This is a genomic window from Bradyrhizobium sp. USDA 372 (assembly GCF_053629095.1).
The window spans coordinates 4,509,158-4,530,407 of the sequence record NZ_JBRJHR010000001.1; the positions used below are offsets into that span (position 1 = coordinate 4,509,158).

At 65.5% G+C, this 21,250-nt stretch carries 21 protein-coding genes; 13 read left to right on the forward strand and 8 right to left on the reverse strand.

Annotated elements, in window-relative coordinates:
- Positions 1-316 precede the first annotated feature (316 nt).
- The 4 genes from AB7M16_RS21265 to AB7M16_RS21280 all read right to left on the reverse strand — a co-directional run bounded on the left by AB7M16_RS21265 (position 317) and on the right by AB7M16_RS21280 (position 4,750).
- Entirely contained in the window at positions 317-1,849 is a 1,533-nt protein-coding gene (locus tag AB7M16_RS21265) for a L,D-transpeptidase family protein (RefSeq protein WP_453945124.1), read from the reverse strand.
- Positions 1,850-2,342: 493 nt separating this feature from the next.
- Positions 2,343-3,305 carry an acetyl-CoA carboxylase carboxyltransferase subunit alpha gene (locus AB7M16_RS21270; RefSeq protein WP_036042616.1) on the reverse strand — a complete coding sequence of 321 codons (963 nt, stop codon included), beginning with the start codon at positions 3,303-3,305 and terminating at the stop codon, positions 2,343-2,345.
- A gap of 324 nt (positions 3,306-3,629) precedes the next feature.
- Positions 3,630-4,586, reverse strand: a complete 957-nt coding sequence (gene xerD, locus AB7M16_RS21275; protein ID WP_453945125.1) for a site-specific tyrosine recombinase XerD — start codon at positions 4,584-4,586, stop codon at positions 3,630-3,632.
- Positions 4,587-4,603: 17 nt separating this feature from the next.
- Positions 4,604-4,750: a hypothetical protein gene (locus AB7M16_RS21280; protein ID WP_035669499.1), complete on the reverse strand. Its 147-nt coding sequence runs from the start codon at positions 4,748-4,750 to the stop codon at positions 4,604-4,606.
- A 173-nt stretch (positions 4,751-4,923) separates the two neighbouring features.
- Between AB7M16_RS21280 and AB7M16_RS21285 the strand changes: the two genes are divergently transcribed.
- The 3 genes from AB7M16_RS21285 to AB7M16_RS21295 all read left to right on the forward strand — a co-directional run bounded on the left by AB7M16_RS21285 (position 4,924) and on the right by AB7M16_RS21295 (position 8,106).
- A complete protein-coding gene (locus AB7M16_RS21285) occupies positions 4,924-5,547 on the forward strand; it encodes a shikimate kinase (protein ID WP_172786751.1) in 624 nt (207 codons plus the stop codon).
- Positions 5,544-6,686 carry a 3-dehydroquinate synthase gene (aroB, locus tag AB7M16_RS21290; RefSeq protein WP_453945126.1) on the forward strand — a complete coding sequence of 381 codons (1,143 nt, stop codon included), beginning with the start codon at positions 5,544-5,546 and terminating at the stop codon, positions 6,684-6,686. Before AB7M16_RS21285 ends, aroB begins: the two co-directional genes overlap by 4 nt.
- A 67-nt stretch (positions 6,687-6,753) precedes the next feature.
- Positions 6,754-8,106, forward strand: a complete 1,353-nt coding sequence (locus AB7M16_RS21295; RefSeq protein ID WP_172786541.1) for a hemolysin family protein — start codon at positions 6,754-6,756, stop codon at positions 8,104-8,106.
- Here the strand turns inward: AB7M16_RS21295 and AB7M16_RS21300 are convergent.
- Positions 8,103-8,381: a BolA family protein gene (locus tag AB7M16_RS21300; RefSeq protein WP_193760624.1), complete on the reverse strand. Its 279-nt coding sequence runs from the start codon at positions 8,379-8,381 to the stop codon at positions 8,103-8,105. The genes AB7M16_RS21295 and AB7M16_RS21300 overlap by 4 nt on opposite strands.
- A gap of 118 nt (positions 8,382-8,499) precedes the next feature.
- Here AB7M16_RS21300 and AB7M16_RS21305 point away from each other — a divergent pair, with 118 nt between their 5' ends.
- Positions 8,500-9,129 (forward strand): J domain-containing protein, encoded by a 630-nt coding sequence (locus AB7M16_RS21305; protein WP_036014711.1) that lies wholly within the window; start codon positions 8,500-8,502, stop codon positions 9,127-9,129.
- A gap of 208 nt (positions 9,130-9,337) precedes the next feature.
- On the opposite strand, the gene AB7M16_RS21310 is transcribed toward AB7M16_RS21305, so the two are convergent.
- Positions 9,338-10,432, reverse strand: coding sequence for a citrate synthase/methylcitrate synthase (locus tag AB7M16_RS21310; protein WP_453945127.1), 1,095 nt, complete (start codon positions 10,430-10,432; stop codon positions 9,338-9,340).
- A gap of 75 nt (positions 10,433-10,507) precedes the next feature.
- Here AB7M16_RS21310 and AB7M16_RS21315 point away from each other — a divergent pair, with 75 nt between their 5' ends.
- Positions 10,508-11,728: a citrate synthase family protein gene (locus AB7M16_RS21315; RefSeq protein WP_260381729.1), complete on the forward strand. Its 1,221-nt coding sequence runs from the start codon at positions 10,508-10,510 to the stop codon at positions 11,726-11,728.
- An 18-nt stretch (positions 11,729-11,746) separates the two neighbouring features.
- On the opposite strand, the gene AB7M16_RS21320 is transcribed toward AB7M16_RS21315, so the two are convergent.
- A complete protein-coding gene (locus AB7M16_RS21320; protein WP_172786545.1) occupies positions 11,747-12,676 on the reverse strand; it encodes a LysR family transcriptional regulator in 930 nt (309 codons plus the stop codon).
- Positions 12,677-12,800: 124 nt separating this feature from the next.
- On the opposite strand from AB7M16_RS21320, the gene AB7M16_RS21325 reads away from it, so the two are divergent.
- Entirely contained in the window at positions 12,801-13,403 is a 603-nt protein-coding gene (locus tag AB7M16_RS21325; protein WP_453945128.1) for an NADPH-dependent F420 reductase, read from the forward strand.
- A gap of 11 nt (positions 13,404-13,414) precedes the next feature.
- Positions 13,415-13,813 (forward strand): nuclear transport factor 2 family protein, encoded by a 399-nt coding sequence (locus tag AB7M16_RS21330; RefSeq protein ID WP_453945129.1) that lies wholly within the window; start codon positions 13,415-13,417, stop codon positions 13,811-13,813.
- Between the two features lie 20 nt (positions 13,814-13,833).
- On the opposite strand, the gene AB7M16_RS21335 is transcribed toward AB7M16_RS21330, so the two are convergent.
- Entirely contained in the window at positions 13,834-14,490 is a 657-nt protein-coding gene (locus AB7M16_RS21335; protein ID WP_453945130.1) for a DedA family protein, read from the reverse strand.
- A 294-nt stretch (positions 14,491-14,784) separates the two neighbouring features.
- On the opposite strand from AB7M16_RS21335, the gene cobS reads away from it, so the two are divergent.
- From cobS to AB7M16_RS21365, 6 genes are all read left to right on the forward strand, one after another.
- Positions 14,785-15,783, forward strand: a complete 999-nt coding sequence (gene cobS / locus AB7M16_RS21340) for a cobaltochelatase subunit CobS (protein WP_172786549.1) — start codon at positions 14,785-14,787, stop codon at positions 15,781-15,783.
- Between the two features lie 4 nt (positions 15,784-15,787).
- Positions 15,788-16,198 (forward strand): GNAT family N-acetyltransferase, encoded by a 411-nt coding sequence (locus AB7M16_RS21345; protein WP_260381734.1) that lies wholly within the window; start codon positions 15,788-15,790, stop codon positions 16,196-16,198.
- Positions 16,195-18,102, forward strand: coding sequence for a cobaltochelatase subunit CobT (gene cobT / locus AB7M16_RS21350; RefSeq protein WP_172786551.1), 1,908 nt, complete (start codon positions 16,195-16,197; stop codon positions 18,100-18,102). The genes AB7M16_RS21345 and cobT overlap by 4 nt, the downstream gene beginning before the upstream one ends.
- The gene (locus AB7M16_RS21355; RefSeq protein WP_453945131.1) at positions 18,099-19,184 is read left to right on the forward strand and encodes an esterase-like activity of phytase family protein; all 1,086 of its coding nucleotides are present in this window, start codon (positions 18,099-18,101) and stop codon (positions 19,182-19,184) included. The genes cobT and AB7M16_RS21355 overlap by 4 nt, the downstream gene beginning before the upstream one ends.
- A gap of 301 nt (positions 19,185-19,485) precedes the next feature.
- The gene (locus tag AB7M16_RS21360) at positions 19,486-20,598 is read left to right on the forward strand and encodes an NADH:flavin oxidoreductase/NADH oxidase (RefSeq protein WP_453945132.1); all 1,113 of its coding nucleotides are present in this window, start codon (positions 19,486-19,488) and stop codon (positions 20,596-20,598) included.
- 201 nt (positions 20,599-20,799) lie between these two features.
- The gene (locus AB7M16_RS21365) at positions 20,800-21,207 is read left to right on the forward strand and encodes a hypothetical protein (protein ID WP_172786554.1); all 408 of its coding nucleotides are present in this window, start codon (positions 20,800-20,802) and stop codon (positions 21,205-21,207) included.
- Positions 21,208-21,250: the final 43 nt, after the last annotated feature.

Below are 21,250 nucleotides of genomic sequence, written 5' to 3' on the forward strand. Positions count from 1 at the left end.
ACCCACACCACCGCGGAGACTTGACGCCAGCCTGCGGGCGCCAGGACCACACGATTTTGCCGTACGCTGGCCCTGCTTCGCCTTTCGGCCTCGCAAGGGCACGGCAGCGCCGTCGTACCACGCCCGCTGATCGCTCACGGGGACTACCCGCCCTGCGACCGCATCTGGCGCCAACGCCGCCCGCGTCCACCGCAACCCACCCCACGAACCGTGACGATCGCGACCCGCCCCTTCCGGAGGGATGAGATGGCGTGGAGGATAGGGTGTTTCGGGGGTTCGGGTAAAGCGAAATTTTGTTTGTCCGAAGTAGCGTGCTTTACTTCACCGCCGAGAACCGGCTGTCGAACGAGTTCGACTGCACCACCGGCGCGGCGCCGGCCATCATCGGGGCATTGTCACCCGCGCCGTCCGAGACCGACGGCTTCAGCGCCGGGCGTGTCGCGGCGAGGCGGGTGTCGGGTTTCGGCGGCTCGGCAGGCTTGGCGGTCGCAACGGCCGGCTTCGGCGTGTCCTTCGCCGCGTCCTTTACTGAATCCTTGGACTTGTCCTGCCCCGGCACGAAGCGAGTCACGGCGGCCTTGAGTCTCGAGGCGGCCGTGGCCGGCGTCGTGGAGGTCTGGGCGGCCGGGGCCACGGACGCGGTGGCTTGCGGCGCCGGCGTGGTGGTATCGGCGGTGCCGAGCCCCATCTTGCGGCCGAGATTGGAGAAGAAGCCGCCGGATTTTTCTTGGGACTTTTCGGCAGGCTGCGCCGCGGCGACGCGGGTGCCGGTCGCGGGCGTGCTGACGGCGACGACAGGCTCTTCCTTCGGTGCGGGCGCGGACGCGACGGCGTCGAGGTTCGGCTTGGGCGGGTTGACGTGGCCGGGGATGGTGCCGGGCGCCTTCGCCATGGCGAGCATCTGCAGCGTGGTGCCTTCGGCGCCCTCGGACAGGCCGGTCGAGCCTTCCGGAATCTTGGCGGCGAAGATCTTGTTCATGCCGCCATCGATGCCGGTGTTCATCCGCGCCACCGGCGTGCCCTTGGCGACCAGCCTTGCGTATTCGGTTTCGTCCTTGGCCTGCTTCTCGCGCACGGCGCTGGCGATCTCCTCGGGGATCACATAGGCCGGGCACTTGGCCGAGGCGTCGAACACCGGATCGCGCTTGGCATCGGCCGGTTTCGCCGCGTCGAAGACGTACTTCTTCTCGCAGAAATCGACCTTCGGCTCCTGCCGCGTCACCTCGAAATGATCATAGCCTTCCTTGATCATCTTCCAGAACGCCATGTTCGGATTGTTCCGGTGCTTGGCCATGTTCACCGGCGTCATCTTGAACGGATAGGCCTGCAGCTGGAACGCCTTCTGGCCGCCGAAGAAGGATTCGCGCCCCAGCGAATAGATCTCCGCGATCTGCTCATCCGTCATCGCGTAGCAGCCGCGCGAAGAGCAGTCGCCGTGCACCATCAGCTGCGAGCCGGTGCGGCCCAGCGCCTTGTCGAACGCGTTCGGATAGCCGGTGTTGAACGAGAGGTAATACGCCGATTGAGGATTCATCTGGCCCGGATTGATCGAGTAGAATCCCTCCGGCGCCTGGCGGTCGCCCTCGCGCACCTTGGGGCCGAGATCGCCCGACCAGCGGCAGATCGGATAGGTCTTGAGCAGCGCGAACTGGCCGTTGCGGGTCTGCTTCCAGACCTCGAGCTCCGCCTCCTGCTTGAACAAGCGGACCAGGATCGGCGATTGCAGGTCCATGTTCTTCTCGGCCATCGCGGCGATCAGCTTCGGCGGCACCGGCTGATTGGCCTTGGCATTGGTTGCGAGCGAGACCTGATCGGTGTCGCAGCCGGACAGCAGAACGCCGGCCGTCATCAGCGCAACCGAAGCCAAGAGCGCGCGAGCAAGCGAACGAGAAATCAAGATGGACCCCACACCGTGCCGGGCATTGAAGCGCGAACCCCAATTCTCCCGAAGCGCAATCCGACCGGAAAACCGACCCGCCGAGACGGGCCCGGTCAGACCCCGCTCCAGCGCTTATGCCCTGAAGCCATTGATTAAAATTCTAACCTCTGGGGCATGTGGTCGCAACCCGAGCGGGGATCACGAGGGCGTTGGCCCAGTGGCATGGTCAACAGAGACTAAATGGACGCGACTTGGGACGGAACTTGGGCTTTTGGCCCAGCAGGACTCAGATCGCCGATTTGGGCAAAAAAAAGGGTTAACGCTGGGTTACCGGGGGCTGCGAAAGGTCTCGTAGGGTGGGCAAAGGCGCGAAGCGCCGTGCCCACGATCTGTCCGTTGCGAGGCGTAAAATGGTGGGCACGCTTCGCTTTGCCCACCCTACCGAGACCGGAATCGAGGCGAATCAGCCCAGTTTCCGGCCGATATCGAGGAATTTCTGCCGCCGCTGCTTGCGGATGGCATCCCCATCAAAGTTCCGGAGCTCATCGAAGGCCTTGGCGATGGCCTCGCCCGTGGTGGCGATCATGGCGGCGGGGTCGCGGTGGGCGCCGCCGACCGGCTCCTTCAGGATGGCGTCGATCACGCCAAAGCGGAGCATGTCCTGGGCGGTGATCTTCATGTTGTTGGCGGCTTCCTGCGCCTTGGTGCCGTCGCGCCAGAGAATGGAGGACGCCGCCTCCGGCGAGATCACGCTGTAGATCGCGTGCTCCAGCATCAAGACCTTGTTGGCCGTGGTGATGGCGATGGCGCCGCCCGACATGCCCTCGCCGGTGATGATCGCGACGTTCGGCACGGTCAGCGCCAGGCACGCATCGGTCGAGCGCGCGATCGCCTCGGCTTGTCCCCGCTCCTCGGCGCCGATGCCGGGATAGGCGCCGGCGGAATCGGCCAGCGACAGCACCGGCAGGCCGAAGCGCTCGGCCATCTCCATCAGCCGCACGCATTTGCGATAGCCTTCGGGGCGCGCCATGCCGAAATTGTGCCGGATGCGGCTCTCGGTGGAATCGCCCTTTTCCTGGCCCATCACGCAGATCGGCTCGCCGCGGAAGCGGCCGAAGCCGGCGACCAGCGCCTCGTCCTCGCCGAACTTGCGGTCGCCGGCCAGCGGGGTGAATTCGGTGATCAGGCCCTTGATGAAGTCGTTGAAATGCGGCCGCTGCGGATGCCGCGCCACAAGCGTCTTCTGCCACGGCGTCAGGTTCGCATAGAGGTCGGCCAGCGCCTGCGCCGCCTTGTCCTCGATCCGTCCGACCTCGTCGCTGATGTCGGTGCCGGTGGCGGCGAGCGCGCGCAATTCGTCGACCTTGGAGTCGAGCTCGGCGACGGGCTTTTCGAAGTCGAGATAGCTGCGCATCTGGTCTTGCATCAACTCAATATAAGGGGACGGGGCTTGAGAAGCGAAGCGAGTTGGGGTTGCGGAAAGAAGTGTAGCGTCTTCAAGGAGTTGGCTTGTGTGCTGGCGGCAGTCGGCCAAATCAGTCGAAAGGCCCCGGCTCTTTCCGCGGAGATCTGGCCGAAGTCAAGGCGGTTTCCTCGTCGTCTGGCTGGGCTGTCGTGTCCCGGACGCGCTGCAGCGCTTTTATAGCGCTGCTGCGCAGAGCCGGGACCCAGCGCGGCCTGGGCCCCGGCTCAGCAGCGCATCACTGACGTGCTGCGCTGCGTCCGGGGCACGAAGACCTCTCACTTATCCTCACTTCTCCGCCAGCGGGTGCAGGTCGCGCACCAGGCTCTTCAGTCGCTCCTCGACCACATGGGTATAGATCTGGGTCGTCGAGATGTCGGTGTGGCCGAGCAGGGTCTGCACGATGCGCAGGTCCGCGCCGTTGTGCAGCAAATGGCTGGCAAAGGCATGGCGCAGCACGTGCGGGGAGACCAGCCGGGCCTGCAGGCCGGAGGCGACCGCGAGCTCCTTCAAGTCGCGGGCAAAATGCTGTCGCGTCAGATGTCCGCTCTCGCCGAACGAGGGGAACAGCCATTTCGAGGCGGCCACGCTGTTCTTCCTGTCGGCCTTTGCTGCTTCCGTCGCGGCGAGATAATCCGCCATCGCCTGCCGCGAGGCGTCGTTGAGCGGCACCAGCCGTTCCTTGTTGCCCTTGCCGCGCACCACGATCATGCGGGCGTCGCGCTTGGCCGCCGAGCGCGGCAGTGCCACCAGCTCGGAGACGCGCAGGCCCGTGGCGTAGAGCACCTCGAGCAGGCAGTAGAGCCGCAGCGCCCGCAGCCGCCTGGAGGGCGAGGCATCTTCCGCCTCGCTCAATTCCTTGGCGCGGCGGAGCATGCGGTCGACGTCGGCGATCGACAGCACTTTTGGCAGGCCGCGGCCGCGCTTCGGGCCTGACAGGATCGCCGCGGGGTCGTCACCGCGGATGCGCTCGTTCAGCAGGAAACGGTAGAGGTGCCGCATCGCCGATAGCCGGCGGGCGACGCTGGTGGACTTGAAACCGCGGGTGTCGAGATCGGCGAGATAGTCGCGCAGCCTCTGGGTCTCGGCATCCACGAAGGTATGGCCGACCCGGCCCAGAAATTCGGAGAAATCGGTGAGGTCGCGGCGGTACGCGTCGAGCGTGTTGGGGCCGGCGCCCTGTTCCGCTGCGAGCATGTCGAGGAACAGGCCGATGAGCTTGGCGTCTGAGGGCGGGTTGCGCATGCCCTGGAGGCTAGCTCCTATTTCTTGAGAAATTTGTCCGGCGGGATCGTCACCGTCATTTCCCGCGGCTTCGGATTGACGAAGTTCGCCAGCGCGAAGACCACGCCATAGACGATGCCGGCGATCACAGCAACGACCGTCAGGAAGCGGAACAGGCTCGGCATCGTTCGGGAGTCTCGGGTAGGGGCTCGGCAGCCAAATTAACCAATGAAATCATCCAACATGTTCGCCGTTTCGTGGCAAGAGTCCTCTGGCGAGGGCCCCCATGGGGTCGTATAGGTGGCCAAAGCATGCCGCATCTGGCGGCAGTTCGAGCGAGATCCAGTCGAGCGAGACGATGTCCGACGCCGCGTTGCCGCTTCCTGCTTCGCCCGAGGCCGACATCCTGTCGGCGCTCGGCGCGCGCTCGATCGTGCTCGTCGGCATGATGGGGGTGGGCAAATCCACCATCGGCCGGCGGCTCGCGGCCCGGCTCAAGCTGCCCTTCGTCGATGCCGACACCGAGATCGAGGCGGCGGCCGGCATGACCATACCGGAAATTTTCGAGCGTTATGGCGAAGCGCATTTCCGCGAGGGCGAGACACGGGTGATCGCGCGGCTGCTCGACGATGGACCCGTGGTGCTGGCAACCGGCGGCGGCGCCTATATGCGCGAGGAGACGCGGTCCCGCATCGCCGCCAAGGCGGTCTCGATCTGGCTTCGGGCGGACCACGACGTCATCATGCGCCGCGTCCGCCGCCGTGCCGACCGTCCGCTGCTCCAGACTGCCGATCCGGAAGGGACGGTGACGCGCCTGCTCACCGAGCGTGAGCCGGTCTATGGCAAAGCCGACCTCACCATCGCCTCGCGCGACGTGCCCCACGACAAAATCGTCGAGGAGTGCATCGAGACGCTGCGTGCTCATCTCTGCGGCGAGCAGTCCGCCCCACCACCTCAAGACGTTGCGAGTGCGTTAAGATGACGGCGCCGTTGAAGCATTCCGATCCCATCAACGTCGGCGTCGCGCTGGAGAATCGCGCCTATGACATCGTCATCGGCCGCGGCGTGCTGGCCTCGCTCGGCGATCGCATCGCCGCGCTGCGTCCCGGCGTGCGCACGGCGATCGTGACCGATCGCACCGTGGCAAAACACTGGCTCGAGCCGACCGAAGCATCGCTTGCGGCCGCCGGCATTCCGACCTCGCGCATCGTGGTCGAGGAAGGCGAGATCTCGAAAACCTATGCCGGCCTCGAAAAGGTCAGTGAGGCCCTGATCGCCGCGCGGATCGAGCGCAACGATCTCGTCATCGCGCTCGGCGGCGGCGTGGTCGGCGATCTCGCCGGCTTTGCCGCGGCCATCCTGCGCCGCGGCGTCGATTTCGTGCAGGTGCCGACCTCGCTTCTCGCTCAGGTCGATTCATCCGTCGGCGGCAAGACCGGCATCAATTCGCCGCAGGGCAAGAACTTGCTCGGGGCCTTCCACCAGCCGGTGCTCGTCATCGCCGACACCGCCGTGCTGGACACGCTGTCGCCGCGTCAGTTCCGGGCCGGCTATGCCGAGGTCGCCAAATACGGCGTGCTGGGCGACGAAGCCTTCTTCTCCTGGCTGGAGAAGAACCATGCCGACATCTCTAGGGGAGGCTCGGCCCGCGAACATGCGATCGCGACCTCCTGCCGCGCCAAGGCCGCAATCGTCTCACGCGACGAGCGCGAAACCGGCGAACGCGCGCTGCTCAATCTCGGTCACACCTTCGGTCACGCGCTGGAAGCTGCGACCGGCTTCTCCGACCGCCTGTTCCACGGCGAGGGCGTCGCCATCGGCATGACGCTGGCGGCGCAGTTCTCCGCGAAGCTCGGCATGATCGGCGCGGCCGATGCCGCACGTGTCGAGCGTCACCTCATCGATGCCGGCCTGCCGACGCGCCTGCAGGACATCGCGGGCTTTGCGCAGGAAGGCCTTGCCGACGCCGACGCGCTGATGGCGTTGATGGCACAGGACAAGAAGGTCAAGCGCGGCAAGCTCACCTTCATCCTGCTGGAGGCGGTCGGCCGCGCGGTGATCGCGAAGGATGTCGAGCCAGCGCCGGTGCGCGACTTCCTGAAAGAGAAGCTCGCGCAGTGATGGCGGGACCGTTCAGATCGGCCGCCCGCGAAACGGCGGGGAATGCCGGGGCGGTCGCGAGGCAAACATGAGTTCGATCTCGATCAATCTTCTGCTTGCGGCCCTCCTGCTCGCCGCCAACGCGTTCTACGTGGCGGCGGAATTTGCGCTGGTGAAGAGCCGCGGCTTCCGTGTCAAGGCCATGGTCGAGCAGAACCGCTTCGGCGCTCGCCTGCTGCAGACCATGATGGGGAATATCGAATCCTATCTCGCCTGCTGCCAGCTCGGCATCACCATGGCTTCCCTCGGTCTCGGCTGGATCGGTGAGCCGACCGTGTCGGCGCTGCTGAGCCCTGTTCTCAGCCCGCTCGGATTGTCGGAGGCCACGCTGCACTTCACCTCCTTCGTGGCGGGCTTCCTGGTCTTCTCGTCGCTGCACATCATCATCGGCGAGCAGGTGCCGAAGACGCTGGCGATCCGGGAGCCGATGCCGGTGTCGCAGTGGATCGCCTATCCGCTGCATGTCTCCTATCTGGTGTTCTATCCGCTGAGCTGGTGCCTCAACACGGCCTCGAGCGCGATCCTGCGCCTGATCGGGGTCCAGGAGTTTTCGCAACACGAGATCCTGACCGATTCGGAGATCGAAGGCCTGGTCGAGGAATCCGCCGTGCACGGCAAGATCGAGAGCGGCGAGGCCGAATACATTCACAACGTCTTCCGCCTCGGCGAGCTGACGGTGTCCGACGTGATGGTTCACCGCACCGCCATGGTGATGATCAATGCCGACCTGCCGCCGGAGGAGCTGGTGCGGGAGGTGCTGGCCACCGAATACACCCGCATTCCGCTGTGGCGCGACAAGCCGGAGAACATCATCGGCATTCTGCACGCCAAGGATCTGTTGCGCGCCATCCGCGCGTCGGAGGGCGAGACCTCGCGCATCGACGTCTCCACCATCATGCTGCCGCCCTGGTTCGTGCCGGAGATGCGGCCGATATCCCAGCAGCTCAAGGCGTTCCGCCGTCGCAAGACCCATTTCGCGCTCGTCGTCGACGAGTATGGCGAGGTTGAAGGCCTCGTGACGCTGGAAGACATTCTGGAAGAGATCGTCGGCGATATCTCCGACGAGCATGACGTGGTGGTGGCCGGCGTGCGCCGCCAGCCCGACGGCTCCGTCGTCGTCGACGGCTCGGTGCCGATCCGCGACCTCAACCGCGCCATGGACTGGCATCTGCCCGATGAAGAGGCAACCACGGTCGCCGGCCTCGTCATTCACGAGGCGCGCTCGATCCCCGACCGCGGCCAGAGCTTCACCTTCCACGGCTTCCGCTTCCGCGTGCTCCGCCGCGAGCGCAACCGCATCACCGCGCTCCGTATTTCACCGGTGCCGCGCGAGGCCGAGCTGGAAGAGGCCAAGCCGAGACGGGCCGGGACTTCGTTCTAACCTTCCCCTGGCGCCTGCGCATTGATCGCGAGCGCGTGCACGCTGCCGGCAAGTTCCGCGGCGAGCGCCGAATTTATCATGCGATGACGGTCGACCCGGCTCTTCCCTTTGAAGGCGGCAGACACGATATACACACGGAAGTGCGTCTCGCCGCCCGCCCGATGGCCGGCGTGGCCCTCATGCAAATGTGACTCGTCGACGACTTGCAGGCTTTCGGGCGTGAAAGCTTCCTGCAACTTGTTGCTGATAGTGTCTTTCATAGCCATGTGTGCCATTAAGGTGCGCGGTCGCACCCCGTCAATACCCGGACGTCCAGGCTCGTCGCGACCGGGTGCTCAGCGAATTGCAATGTCAAGACTTGAAGGTTTTCGCATTGCGTAGTCAAAGTCAGCCATGCCGATCGATTCATCAAAGTTCTTCGACTCCATCCGCGTGAAGCCGCGGGGCAAGCAGCCGGAAGTGAAGCCGCGCGACACCGCGGTCAATTGCGAGTGGGCGGGCTGCGCCAACAAGGGCTCGCACCGCGCGCCGAAGGGCCGTGAGAACCAGCGCGAGTATTGGCACTTCTGTCTCGACCACGTGCGCGAGTACAACCAGAACTACAATTTCTTCTCCGGCATGAATGCCGAAGCCGTTGCGCGCTACCAGAAGGATGCGCTGACCGGTCACCGCCCGACCTGGAAGATGGGCGCCAATGGCGGCAAGAAGGGTGCGGAAGAGATCGACATGGCGGCCGATCCTTTCAGCATGTTCTCCGAGATCAACGGCCGCGCCAGCTGGCGCAAGGGCCCCGAAGCGGAGCCCAAGGCCGAGACGCGCAAGGTGATGAACGCCGAGCGCAAGGCGCTCCAGGTCATGGGCCTCGGCCCCAGCGCCACGCTCGCCGACGTCAAGACCAAGTACAAGGCGCTGGTGAAGCAGCACCACCCCGACGCCAATGGCGGCGACCGCTCCACCGAAGACCGCCTGATCGAGATCATCAAGGCGTATAATTATCTGAAGACGGTGGTGCGCGAGGCGTAGGACTCGCGGTACCTTCCGGTGTCGTCCCGGTTTTCGCGCGGACGGCAGTGTCGTAGGGCGGGCAAAGCGACTTGTCCGCCATAGCTCGAAGAGCGACGGCGGAAGCGTGCCCACGCGATTTTTGCGATCGAGAGAGATGGTGGGCACGGCGCAAGTGCGCCTTTGCCCACCCTACGATTCCCGGACTCGCGGAGAGATCCGCGCCACCTCACGCCACCGGCATCGCCCCGACATACGACGAGCTCGGCCTGATCAACCGCCCCGTCCGCTGCTGCTCGCGCGCGTGTGCGGTCCAGCCGGCGCTGCGCGCGACCGCGAAGATCGGCGTGAACGCCTGCCGCGGGATCGTCAGCGCATCGAGCAGGATCGCGGTGAAGAACTCGACGTTCGTCTCCAGCGGCCGGTCCGGATTCTTCTTGCGCAGGGCGCTGCGGATATAGGCCTCGACCTCGCCGGCAAACGGCAGGTCGGTGCCATTGGACGCCAGCGCCTCGACCGCGGTCTTGAGCACGTCGGCGCGCGGATCGCGCACGCGATAGACGCGGTGACCGAAACCCATCATCCGCTCGCCGCGCGCCAGCGCCGCATCCACCCAGGGCTGGATGCGCTCGCGCGAGCCGATCGCGTCCAGCATTTCCAGCACCGGCTCCGGCGCGCCGCCATGCAGCGGACCGGTCAGCGCGCAATAGCCGGCGGTAACGGCCGCGAACAGATCGGCCTGCGTCGAGGCCACCACGCGCGCGGTGAAGGTCGAGGCGTTCATGCCGTGGTCGCTGGCGGTGACGAGATAGGCGTCCAATGCCGTGACCTCGCGCGCGGCCGGCGAACGCCCGTGCAACATGCGCAGCGTATCGGCGGCATGGCTCACGTTCGGATCGGGCGCGACCGGCTCGAGCCCCCTCGCGCGCCGGACCAGTGCGCCCGCGATCACCGGAAATGCGCCGACGATCGTCGCCTCGTGCTCCAGCCCGGGCTCGGCGCGAAGTCCGGCGACGGCCGCCCGGAACCCGTCGATGACGCCCATGCCGCGCGTCGCCGGCAGCAGGTCCGGCAGCCGCGCGAAGGCGCGCTCGCGCGCCGCGCCCAGGTGTGAGCGCACATTGGCTTCGGTGAGGGTGGTCTTGTTGGCGCCGTTCCAGAGCCGGGCGGTGACGCCCTCGAAGCTCGAGATGGCGGCGAGCCGCCCGACATGCTCGCCAGCGATGATCAGCTCGCCGCGCTCGCCATCGACATGGCTCAGCACGGTCTCGGCCGCGGGAACGCCGTCCAGCCCGATCTGGCTTTTGGTGAGGTGGATGTTCATGGCCAAAATCTCCTGTTCAGGAGGATAAGGTCAGGCCTCTCGACACGTTGATCAATCTTGATTACATAAATCAATATGAAAAATTCCGATGGGCTGTACCTCTCCGCCCGGGAAGCCGCCGCCGAGCTCGCGATCTCCCCGGCCACCCTCTACGCCTATGTCAGCCGCGGCCTGATCCGCTCCGAGCCGACGCCGGATTCGCGCAAGAACCGCTATCGCGCCGAGGACGTCCGCGCGCTCAAAGAACGGCGCGTGCCGTCGCCGGAGCCGCGCGGCCTGCGCAGCTTCGATGCCGACCTGCCGGTGATGGACACGGAGATCTCGACCATCACCGAGGAGGGCGCGATCTACCGCGGCGTCAATTGCGTCGATCTTTCAGAGAACGACACGCTGGAGCACACGGCGACGCTGCTGTGGGATGTCGCCGACGTCGATCCGTTCGATCCGGATAATCAGCCAGAGATGTCCGAGGAGATGCGCACGATCGCAGCGGCCGCGCGCCGGGCGGCGCCGATCGACCGCGCCATCGCCGTGCTGGCACTGGCCGCGAGCGTCGATCCCCGCGCCTTCACCCGGGCGCCCGATGGGCGCGCCATGGTCGGTGCACGCATCGTCCGCCTGCTGGTTGCGACCATGCTCAATGCGGAAGCCTCGGCCGAGCCGCTGCATCAGCAGGTCGCGCGCGCCTGGGCGGCGGACAACAAGCACGCGCCCGATCTGATCCGCCGCGCGCTGGTGCTGCTGGCCGACCACGAGCTGAACGCCTCGACCTTCACCACGCGCTGCGCGGCCTCGACCGGCCTCAACCTTTATGACTCCGTCATTGCCGGCCTCGCCGCATTGAAGGGGCCGAAGCATGGCGGCGCCGGCGTCTTGGCCTCGCAGCTCGTCAAGACCCTGGTCGACCGCGACGTCGCGCCTGTTGTGCGCGAACGCGTCGCGCTCGGCGAGCGCTTTGCCGGCTTCGGACACGGCGTCTACAAGCGCGGCGATCCCCGTGCGCAGTCGCTGCTGAACGCGCTGTCGCGAGCCGGCGCACCGCGAAAATTCACCCGGGAAGTGCCGGAGCGGATTGCGGAAGCCACCGGCGAGTTCGTCAATATCGACTACGCGCTCGCCGTGCTGGTGCACGCATTGCGCCTGCCCGCCGGCAGCGAACTCGCGCTGTTCGCGATGGCCCGCAGCGTCGGCTGGATCGCCCATGCCAGCGAGCAATTGCAGTTCGGCAAGCTGATCAGGCCGCGGGCAAGGTATGTGGGACCGGCGCCGGGGCGGCGAGCGGGGGCCGCGGAGTAGAATACCTTGCCGGTCCTGTTAGCTCAGGCTTCCGGCGAAGCGTTCGGCGAGCCTGTTTTTCTTGAATGCGTCGGCAACCCAGTCCACGAAGACTCTCGTCTTCGCGGGCACAAGCTTGCGCGATGCGTGGTAAATCGAGATTGCGCCAGCGTCACAGTACCATCGTGGCACCAGGCGTAGCAGCGACCCGTTTTCGAGCGCGGGAAGAATGTCGGCGGTGGCAAGCATGGCAACGCCCAGGCCCAACAGTGCCGCCTCGCGCATCGCAGCGGGATCGTTGACCACGATCGACTCAGATAGCGGGGCTTGAACTTCCCGCCCCGAAACATCGCGCATCGACCAGTGCCGGATGCGTCCCGTCTGCAGCGAGCGCATGACGATGCCATCCAGTGCGGCCAGTTCGTCCGGCTTGGTCGGTGATGTTCGCCCGGACATGTAGGCTGGAGACGCCACGGCGATGATGTGTGCTGGCGCAAGGGTGCGACTGACAAGACCGGGCAACAATTCGAACCCACCTCCGATCGCGGCGTCATAGCCTTCACCGACCAGATCGACCTGACGGTTCTCGAAGTGCCACTCAGGGCGGACCTGCGGGTAACGGGCCAGGAAGCCGGGAAGCAGTGGCAGGATATGGGCTGTGCCGAATGTCGGCGGCAGGCTTATCTTGAGAACGCCCGCCGGCTCCTCGCGTCCGGTCGATGCTCCGGCGATCGCGGCCTGCAGTCCCTCAAGATGGCCGGCGATGGCTGTGCGAAACGTCTCGCCGGCCTCGGTGAGCGTCAGCCTCCGTGTCGAACGATGAAATAATCGGACGCCGAGATTGCGCTCCAGCATGGCGACGTTGCGGCTGACCGCTGCCGGAGTCAGCAAAAGGCGCCGGCCAGCCTCCGAGAAGCTGCCGCACTCAGCGCTGCGTATGAATGATTCCAGGTTGGCCAGTGTTTCCATGGGCTCATTTGCAAGTGATCGTTGAAAATCTTACGAGCAATATCCTCCTAATCAAAGGGCAATGTTTGGGTCATCTCTGGGCCACCGATCAGCTCGCCTGATCCCAAACAGCTCGGAGCATTCCATGTCCACCATCGGCATCATCGGCGCAGGCAATATTGGCCGCGCAATCGCCCAGGCACTGGCGCGCAATGGCATCGCCGCGACCCTGTCCAACAGCCTCGGCCCGGACAGTCTTAGGACGACCGTGGCCGAGATCGGTCCGCTCGTGATCGCCGGCACCCGCGAGGAAGCTGCGGCCAAGGATATCGTCTTCGTTGCGGTCAACTGGTCGAAGCTGCCTGATGCGCTTGCCGGCCTGCCGCCATTCGGCGGGCGCATCGTCGTTGACGCCAACAATCCGATCGAGGCGCCGCTGTTCAAGCCGGCGGAGCTCGGTGGTCGCGCCTCGTCCGAAGTTTTCGCCGATCTGGTGCAAGGTGCGCGGGTGGTGAAGGCGTTCAATCACCTCTTGGCGCAGCTCCTCGCAACAGACCCGGCGAGCGACGGCGGCAAGCGCGTGCTGTTCTACTCGGGCGACGACGCCGATGCGAAGGCAAGTGTCGGCGCGCTGATCGACCGGCTCGGATTCTTTGGCATCGATCTCGGTTCGCTCGCGGTCGGAGCCAGGCTGACCCAGTTTCCGGGCGGTCCGCTTCCGGCGCTGAACCTGGTCAAGTTCGGCTGATGGCTTCGAGGATGTTCTCCAACGAGATGAGAAAGGCTGCGAGCAATGATATCGATTTCGACCGACTTCTACGGGCCAATTTGGAGCGCGTGTTCAACGAGCGGGACGAGGACAAGCGGCGGACCGCCATTGCCGAGTTGTTCGTTGAAGAGCCCGTCATGTACGAGCCGACGAAGATCGTTCGGGGACGACTGGAGATATCGCGCGTCGCCCGAGAGCTTCTGAAGCAGTTCGGACCGACATTCAGGTTCGTACCCGATGGCGTTGCAGTCGGGCATCATGGCTTGGCGCGTCTGGCCTGGCATGCCGGACCCGAGCAAGGCCCTATTGCAGTGACCGGAGCCGACGTAGCCGAAGTCGAAGGTGGCAAAATCGCACGGCTCTGGGTGTTGCTCAATCCGCCGCAGTGAAAACAAGTCGTGCTGCCGAACTAGGCCTGCGGCGTCTTCGCCGCGACATCACCATTCCGCCGGCGATAGATCCACACCGCTACGCCCAGCACGATCGCGACGGCTACCACCGTCAAGATCCAAACGTGCTTGCCGACATGTGCGTGATGATGCAGCCCGGCATATTCGTGCAGCGCCGACACGGCCAGCACGCCCGGCAGCACATGGGCGGGCGCCCAGGCCAGGATCGCCGGGATGTTCACGGCATAGAATTTCGCGGGCGCCATGCCGAGCGCACCGGCGGTCACGGGCACGAAGGCGCGGATCGGCGGCACGAAGCGGGCGAAGAACACGGCCCAGGTGCCGAAGCGGTGGAAGAAATTCTCGCTCTCGGCGACCAGGCGCGGATAATTGGTCAGCGGCCAGGTGTTGAGGATTTCCCGCTGCCGCCTATGCCCTATCCAATAGGCCGACCCGTCACCGAGCACGGCGCCGGCTGCGGCCGCGAGCAGCACCCACGGCAGCTGCAATTCGCCGCCCGGGACCAGGGCGCTCAGCGCCAGGATGATGGTCGAGCCGGGGATCACCGATCCCACCACCGGAACGGCTTCGAGCAGCGCCGCCAGGAACAGGGTCAGGTAGGCCAGCCACGGATGGGCGGAGACGAAGGCGATGAGGGGATCGAGAAAGGACGTCACGTCGTCTCTTGAAGGGCTGGAGCATGGGAGCTTCGGACCCTACATAAGTAACCGCATACGGCCAAAGTAACCATTCGCACGGAACGGCGCGACCCGCCCGAATTTGGGCGTGATTCGCAAGGCAGCCCTCCAAAAACCGCGCTCCTTGCCTATCTAAATGAAAAGACAACGGAACTTTGATTGGTGGGCGGGCTTCTGCCGGCTCGTTGTCTCTGATAGGTTGATTTTCAGCACCCAGCCGCAGCCAACGTGCGAATAACCGGTTTCGGGACCGCCCGGGACCTCGGAGGATTGATGACGACCGCCGCCCTGTCCAAAGTTGAGGAAGTTTCCGGTCAGCCCGACATGAAGGTGTCGGTGCGCCAGGTGTTCGGGATCGACAGCGATCTCGAAGTGCCGGCCTATTCCGAAGTCGATCCTCACGTGCCCGAAGTCGATTCCGATTATCGTTTCGACCGCGCCACCACGCTCGCCATTCTCGCCGGCTTTGCCCGGAACCGCCGCGTGATGGTGACCGGCTATCACGGCACCGGCAAATCCACCCATATCGAGCAGGTCGCGGCACGCCTGAACTGGCCCTGCGTGCGCGTCAACCTCGACAGCCACATCAGCCGTATCGACCTCGTCGGCAAGGACTCCATCGTGGTCCGCGACGGCAAGCAGGTCACCGAATTCCGCGACGGCATCCTGCCCTGGGCGCTGCAGAACAACGTCGCGCTGGTGTTCGACGAATACGACGCCGGCCGCCCGGACGTGATGTTCGTGATCCAGCGCGTGCTGGAAGTCTCGGGACGCCTGACGCTCTTGGACCAGAACAAGGTGATCAAGCCGCACCCGGCGTTCCGCCTGTTCGCGACCGCCAACACGGTCGGCCTCGGCGACACCTCGGGCCTCTATCACGGCACCCAGCAGATCAACCAGGGCCAGATGGACCGCTGGTCGATCGTCACCACGCTGAACTATCTCAGCCACGACGAGGAAGTCGAGATCGTGCTGGCCAAGGCCAAGCATTATCGCACCCAGGAAGGCCGCGACATCGTCAACAAGATGGTGCGCCTTGCCGATCTCACCCGTAACGCCTTCGCCAATGGCGATCTGTCGACGGTGATGAGCCCGCGCACGGTGATCACCTGGGCGGAAAATTCCGACATCTTCGGCGATATCGGCTTCGCCTTCCGCGTCACCTTCCTCAACAAGTGCGACGAGCTCGAGCGTCCCCTGGTCGCCGAGTTCTATCAGCGCTGCTTCAATGCGGAGCTGCCGGAATCGGCGGTCAACGTGGCGCTCAGCTGACCCCATGCAAACCATCACCGTCGAGCGCACCATTGGTACCACCAAGAAGGCTGTGCTCGCCGGTCTCGGCGCTTACAACGACGAGAAGTTTGGGAAGCAGAAGGTCAAGAGCATCGCGGTTTCGCTGAAGGACGGCCGCAAGATCGTCGGCGGCATCGTCGGGCAACTCTGGTCCACGGTTCTGTTCATCCAGTATTTCTGGATCGACCAGAAGCAGCGCGGCAAGGGTCACGGCACGAAGCTGATCGCGGCGATCGAGGACGAGGCAAGACGGCTCGGCGCGATCCGGGCCCATGTCGATACGATGAGTTTCCAGGCGCCGGGCTTCTATCGTTCTTGCGGGTATCAGGAATTCGGCACCATCGACGGCTATCCCGGCGGCGTGACGCGCCATTCGTTTACGAAGTCGCTATGAGCACATCATCATCCAACTCCAAATTCCGCAACAACAAGGAAGCGCCGACCGAGCCGTTCAAGCGCTCGGTCGCCTCCTGTCTCAAGGCGATCGCGAAATCGCCCGAGCTCGACGTCTCCTTCGCCGCCGAGCGGCCGGGCCTGGCGCCCGGCAAGGCGCGGCTGCCGGAGCCGGCGCGCAAGATGACCAAGCGTGACGCCGCCATCGTGCGCGGCCACGCCGATTCGATCGCGCTCAAGATCGCCTGTCACGATCCCAAGGTTCATCGCAAGCTGATGCCCGGCAATCCGCAGGCGCGCGGCGTGTTCGAGGCGGTGGAGCAGGCCCGCGTCGAGGCGATCGGCGCGCGCCGCATGGCGGGCGTTGCCAAGAACCTCACCGCGATGCTCGACGACCATTTCCACCGCGGCAAGTTCGACGAGATCACCGACCGCGCCGACGCGCCGCTGGCGGACGCGCTGGCGATGCTGGTGCGCGAGCGCCTCACCGGCATGGCGCCGCCGACGGCGGCCAAGAAGATGGTCGACCTCTGGCGTCCCATTCTCGAAGACAAGATCGGCAGGCGGCTCGACCGGCTCGACGGCGTGCTCGAGGATCAGACCAAGTTCGGCGATGCCGTGCATGATCTGTTGTCTGCGCTCGAGCTCGGCGACGAGCGCAACGCCGACAGCGAGGACAACGACGAGAACGAGGAGAACCAGGACGGCGACAATGACCAGTCCGGCGCCGAGGGCTCGCCCGATTCCGATGCCGCGCAGGAGATGAGCGCCGACCAGGCGCAGGCAACATCCGAGGAGATGAGCGAGAGCGCGATGGAAAGCGCGCAGGCCTCGACCTCCGACACCTTCGACGACGGCGAGCTCGGCGACGACGAGACGCCGGGCGAGGCGACGCGCCCGAACCAGCACGGCAGGAACGAGCCGCGCGGGCCGGAATATCACGCCTTCGCGCCGAAATTCGACGAGGTCATCGCCGCCGAGGATCTCTGCGACCATGACGAGCTGGAGCGGCTGCGCGCCTATCTCGACAAGCAGCTCGCACATCTGCAAGGCATCGTCGCCCGTCTCGCCAACCGGCTGCAGCGCCGCCTGATGGCGCAGCAGAACCGCGCCTGGGAGTTCGACCTCGAAGAGGGCATCCTCGACCCTGCACGCCTGTCGCGCGTCGTCACCGATCCCTATCATCCGCTGTCCTTCATGCACGAGAAGGAGGCGACCTTCCGCGACACCGTGGTGACGCTGCTGCTCGACAATTCCGGCTCGATGCGCGGCCGCCCGATCACGGTCGCCGCGACCTGCGCCGACATCCTCGCGCGCACGCTGGAGCGTTGCGGCGTCAAGGTCGAGATTTTGGGCTTCACCACGCGGGCCTGGAAGGGCGGGCAATCGCGCGAGGCGTGGCTTGCCGCCGGCAAGCCGGCCAATCCCGGCCGCCTCAACGATCTCCGTCACATCATCTACAAGTCGGCCGATGCTCCCTGGCGTCGTGCGCGCAAAAACCTTGGCTTGATGATGCGCGAGGGGCTGCTGAAGGAGAACATCGACGGCGAGGCGCTGGACTGGGCGCACAAGCGCCTGCTCGGCCGGCCCGAGCAGCGCAAGATCCTGATGATGATCTCGGACGGCGCGCCGGTCGACGATTCCACGCTGTCGGTCAATCCCGGCAACTACCTCGAGCGGCATCTGCGCCACATCATCGAGGAGATCGAGACCCGCTCGCCGGTCGAGCTGATCGCGATCGGCATCGGCCATGACGTGACGCGCTATTATCGCCGCGCCGTGACGATCGTGGACGCCGAGGAGCTCGGCGGCGCGATCACCGAAAAGCTCGCCGAGCTCTTCAGCGAGACCAACACGGCGCCAACGCAAGCGGCCGGTCGCCCGCGACGCAAATTGCATTCGTGAGCACGATTGCATCCCGCCGCAGCTTTCTCAGGCACGCCGCGGCGGGATTCTCCACATTCGCAGTCTCCAGGTTCGCGCAGGCGCAAGCCGCGACCGAGCCGCCACCGCGCCCGCTTCAGGTCGAGCACGCCGTCGCGGCGCCCGTCAGCGTCGAGGTCAACGCGCGCAGCATTCCCAATTTCGAGCCGCGCGACCGCACGCGCACGCGCTTCGGCTCGCTGGACTATCGCAGCGGCCTGGTGCTGACCTCGCCCTATCGCGGCTTCGGCGGCCTGTCAGGCCTCCGCTTCCTCGACGGCAAGGGCGAGCGTTTCCTCGCGATCTCCGACCAGGGCGGCTGGTTCACCGGCAGCATCCGCTATTCCGGCCGCGACATGGTCGGCCTTGCCGACGTCGAGGCCGCGCCGCTGCTCGGCGCCGAAGGGCGGCCGATCACGGAAAAGCACCTCTGGTGGGATTCGGAATCGATCGCGCGCGACGGCAGCCTCGTCTATGTCGGGCTCGAGCGCGTCAACCAGATCCTGCGCTACGATTTTGCCAAGGGCGGCACCCGCGCCCGTGGCGAGATGATTGCCGTCCCAGCCGCCTTGCGCAAGCTGCCCTCCAACAAGGGGCTGGAGGCGATGGTCGTCGTGCCCAAGGGCAAAGACCAGAACTTACCGCTCGCCGGCACCCTGATCGCCTTCTCCGAGCGCGGGCTCGATGCCGACGGCAACCTCGTCGCCTTCCTGATTGGCGGTCCCACGCCCGGCCAGTTCAGCGTGCGGCGTACCGAGAAATACGACATCAGCGATGCCGTGCTGCTGCCCTCCGGCGAACTGCTCATCCTCGAACGCAAATTCTCCTGGTTCACCGGCGTCAACATCCGCATCCGCGCGATCCCGCTGAAAGCAATCGCGCCCGGTGCGCTGGTCGATGGCCCCGCGCTGTTCGCCGCCGATCTCGGCCACGAGATCGACAACATGGAAGGCATCGACGCCCACGTCACGGCCGAGGGGGAGACGGTGCTGACCCTGATCTCCGACGACAATTTCTCGATGCTGCAGCGAACCCTGCTGCTGCAATTCACGCTGGCGGAGTAGCCACAGCCGTCGTCCCGGGGCGCGACGAAGTCGCGAGCTATGATGCGCAATTGCGCATCTGAGGACCCATAACCCCAGGACGTGATTTGGCGAAGGCTCGTGGCCCCCGGTTTTCGTCAAACCGGATCCCGTGGTTATGGATCCCGGGCTCACGCTGCGCGTGCCCCGGGGCCGACAACCGAGTTTGTATGACGCGCGCAATGCATGGCCCCACGGTCCCCCATTCCCGCCGCGCAACTAGCAATCCGCGCGTCCGTCACTACACTCCCATCATCATCCTCCATCCTCCGGAACTCCCCGCATGAGCGCCCTGTTTTCCCCGATCAAGCTGCGCGGCCTGACCTTGAAGAACCGCCTCATGGTGTCGCCGATGTGCCAATATTCGGCCGAGGACGGCGTCGCCACGGATTGGCACTTCACCCACATCAACAATCTCAGCCTGTCGGGCGCGGCGATGTTCTGCATCGAGGCGACGCATGTCGAGGCGATCGGCCGCATCACGCCGGGGTGCCTCGGGCTCTACAGCGATGCCTGCGAGGCCGCGCTGCATCAGATCCTCAATTCGGTGCGCAAGCATTCCTCCACCGCGATCGCGATGCAGCTCGCCCATGCCGGCCGCAAGGCTTCGAGCGCGCGCCCCTGGGACGGCGGCCAATTGATTCCGGAAGGGCAGGGCGGCTGGCGGACGGTGGCGCCGTCGGCGGTGCCGCACAAGGAGGGCGAGGCCGCCCCGCTGGCACTGGATGCGGTGGGCCTGAAGCGCATCCGCGAGGCCTTCGTCGATTCGACCAAGCGCGCCGCGCGGCTCGGCATCGACGCTATCGAGGTCCATGGCGCGCATGGCTATCTGATTCATCAATTCCTTTCGCCGATCTCCAACAAGCGCACCGATGAATATGGCGGCAGCCTCGAGAACCGCATGCGCTTTCCGCTGGAGGTGTTCGACGCGGTGCGCGCCGCGTTCCCCGCTGACAAGCCGGTCGGCATACGGGTGTCCTCGACCGACTGGGTCGAGGGCGGCTGGGATCTGGCGCAAACCATCGAATTCGCGAACGCGCTGAAGGCGCACGGTGTCGACTGGATCGATGCGTCCTCCGGCGGCGTCTCGCCGCTGCAGAAAATCCCGCTCGGTCCCGGTTATCAGGTGCAGTTTGCAGAGGCGATCAAGCGCGAGACCGGCCTGCCCACCATCGCCGTCGGCCTCATCACCGAGCCGAAGCACGCGGAGGAGATCGTTGCGTCAGGCAAGGCTGACATGGTCGCGATTGCCCGCGGCCTGCTCTACGATCCGCGCTGGGGCTGGCACGCCGCCGCCGAGCTCGGCGGAATGGTTGAGGCGCCGCCGCAATATTGGCGCTCGCAGCCCTCGACGCAGAAGGCGCTGTTCGGCAAGACCACGTTCGGGGCGCGGTGAGGGCGAGTGTGGTGCGATGACGGCGCTATAAGCTCCGCTGTCGTCCCGGATCTGCGCTCCGCTCCGCGCGCTTGTCCGGGATGATTGCTGAGTGTGTTGCGCTCGCTCTCACCCCCGTCACGCATCCGTAAAACTCCTCGCCTTCCACCCACCGCAAAACTGGCCTAACCTCTCACACTCAACGCCTCGCGGAGGCTGGCCATGCATTTTCGTGTTCGTAAAACCGCCCATGTGTTCGAGCGCGTCGGTCTTGCCATGGCGGGGGCCGCGTGCGGATTGTTCGTCGGCGCCTATGTCGGCTCGGCGATCCCCACTCTCACCACGCAGGGCTTCCTGCTGCTGATGATGCTGCTCGGCGGCATCGGCTTCTATCTCGGCATCGACACGCCGCAGATGCCTTTCGACGATGCGCACAGCCAGATCGATGCCGCCGAGCTCATGAGCGCCGCCGGCACGCTGTGCGCTACGCTCACCGCCTTTGCCTCGGTCGCCGTGATCGTGCTCCGGCTCGATCCGCACATGGCCTGGACCTGGCTCGTCCTGGTCGGCTGGATTGCCGGCGTCGCCATGCAGATCGTCGCCGGCGCCAAGGCCAGGCTGCGGAAGTAGCTCTCTCTCATGACGCGCCCGCCTGAAGCGGGCATCTCGATGG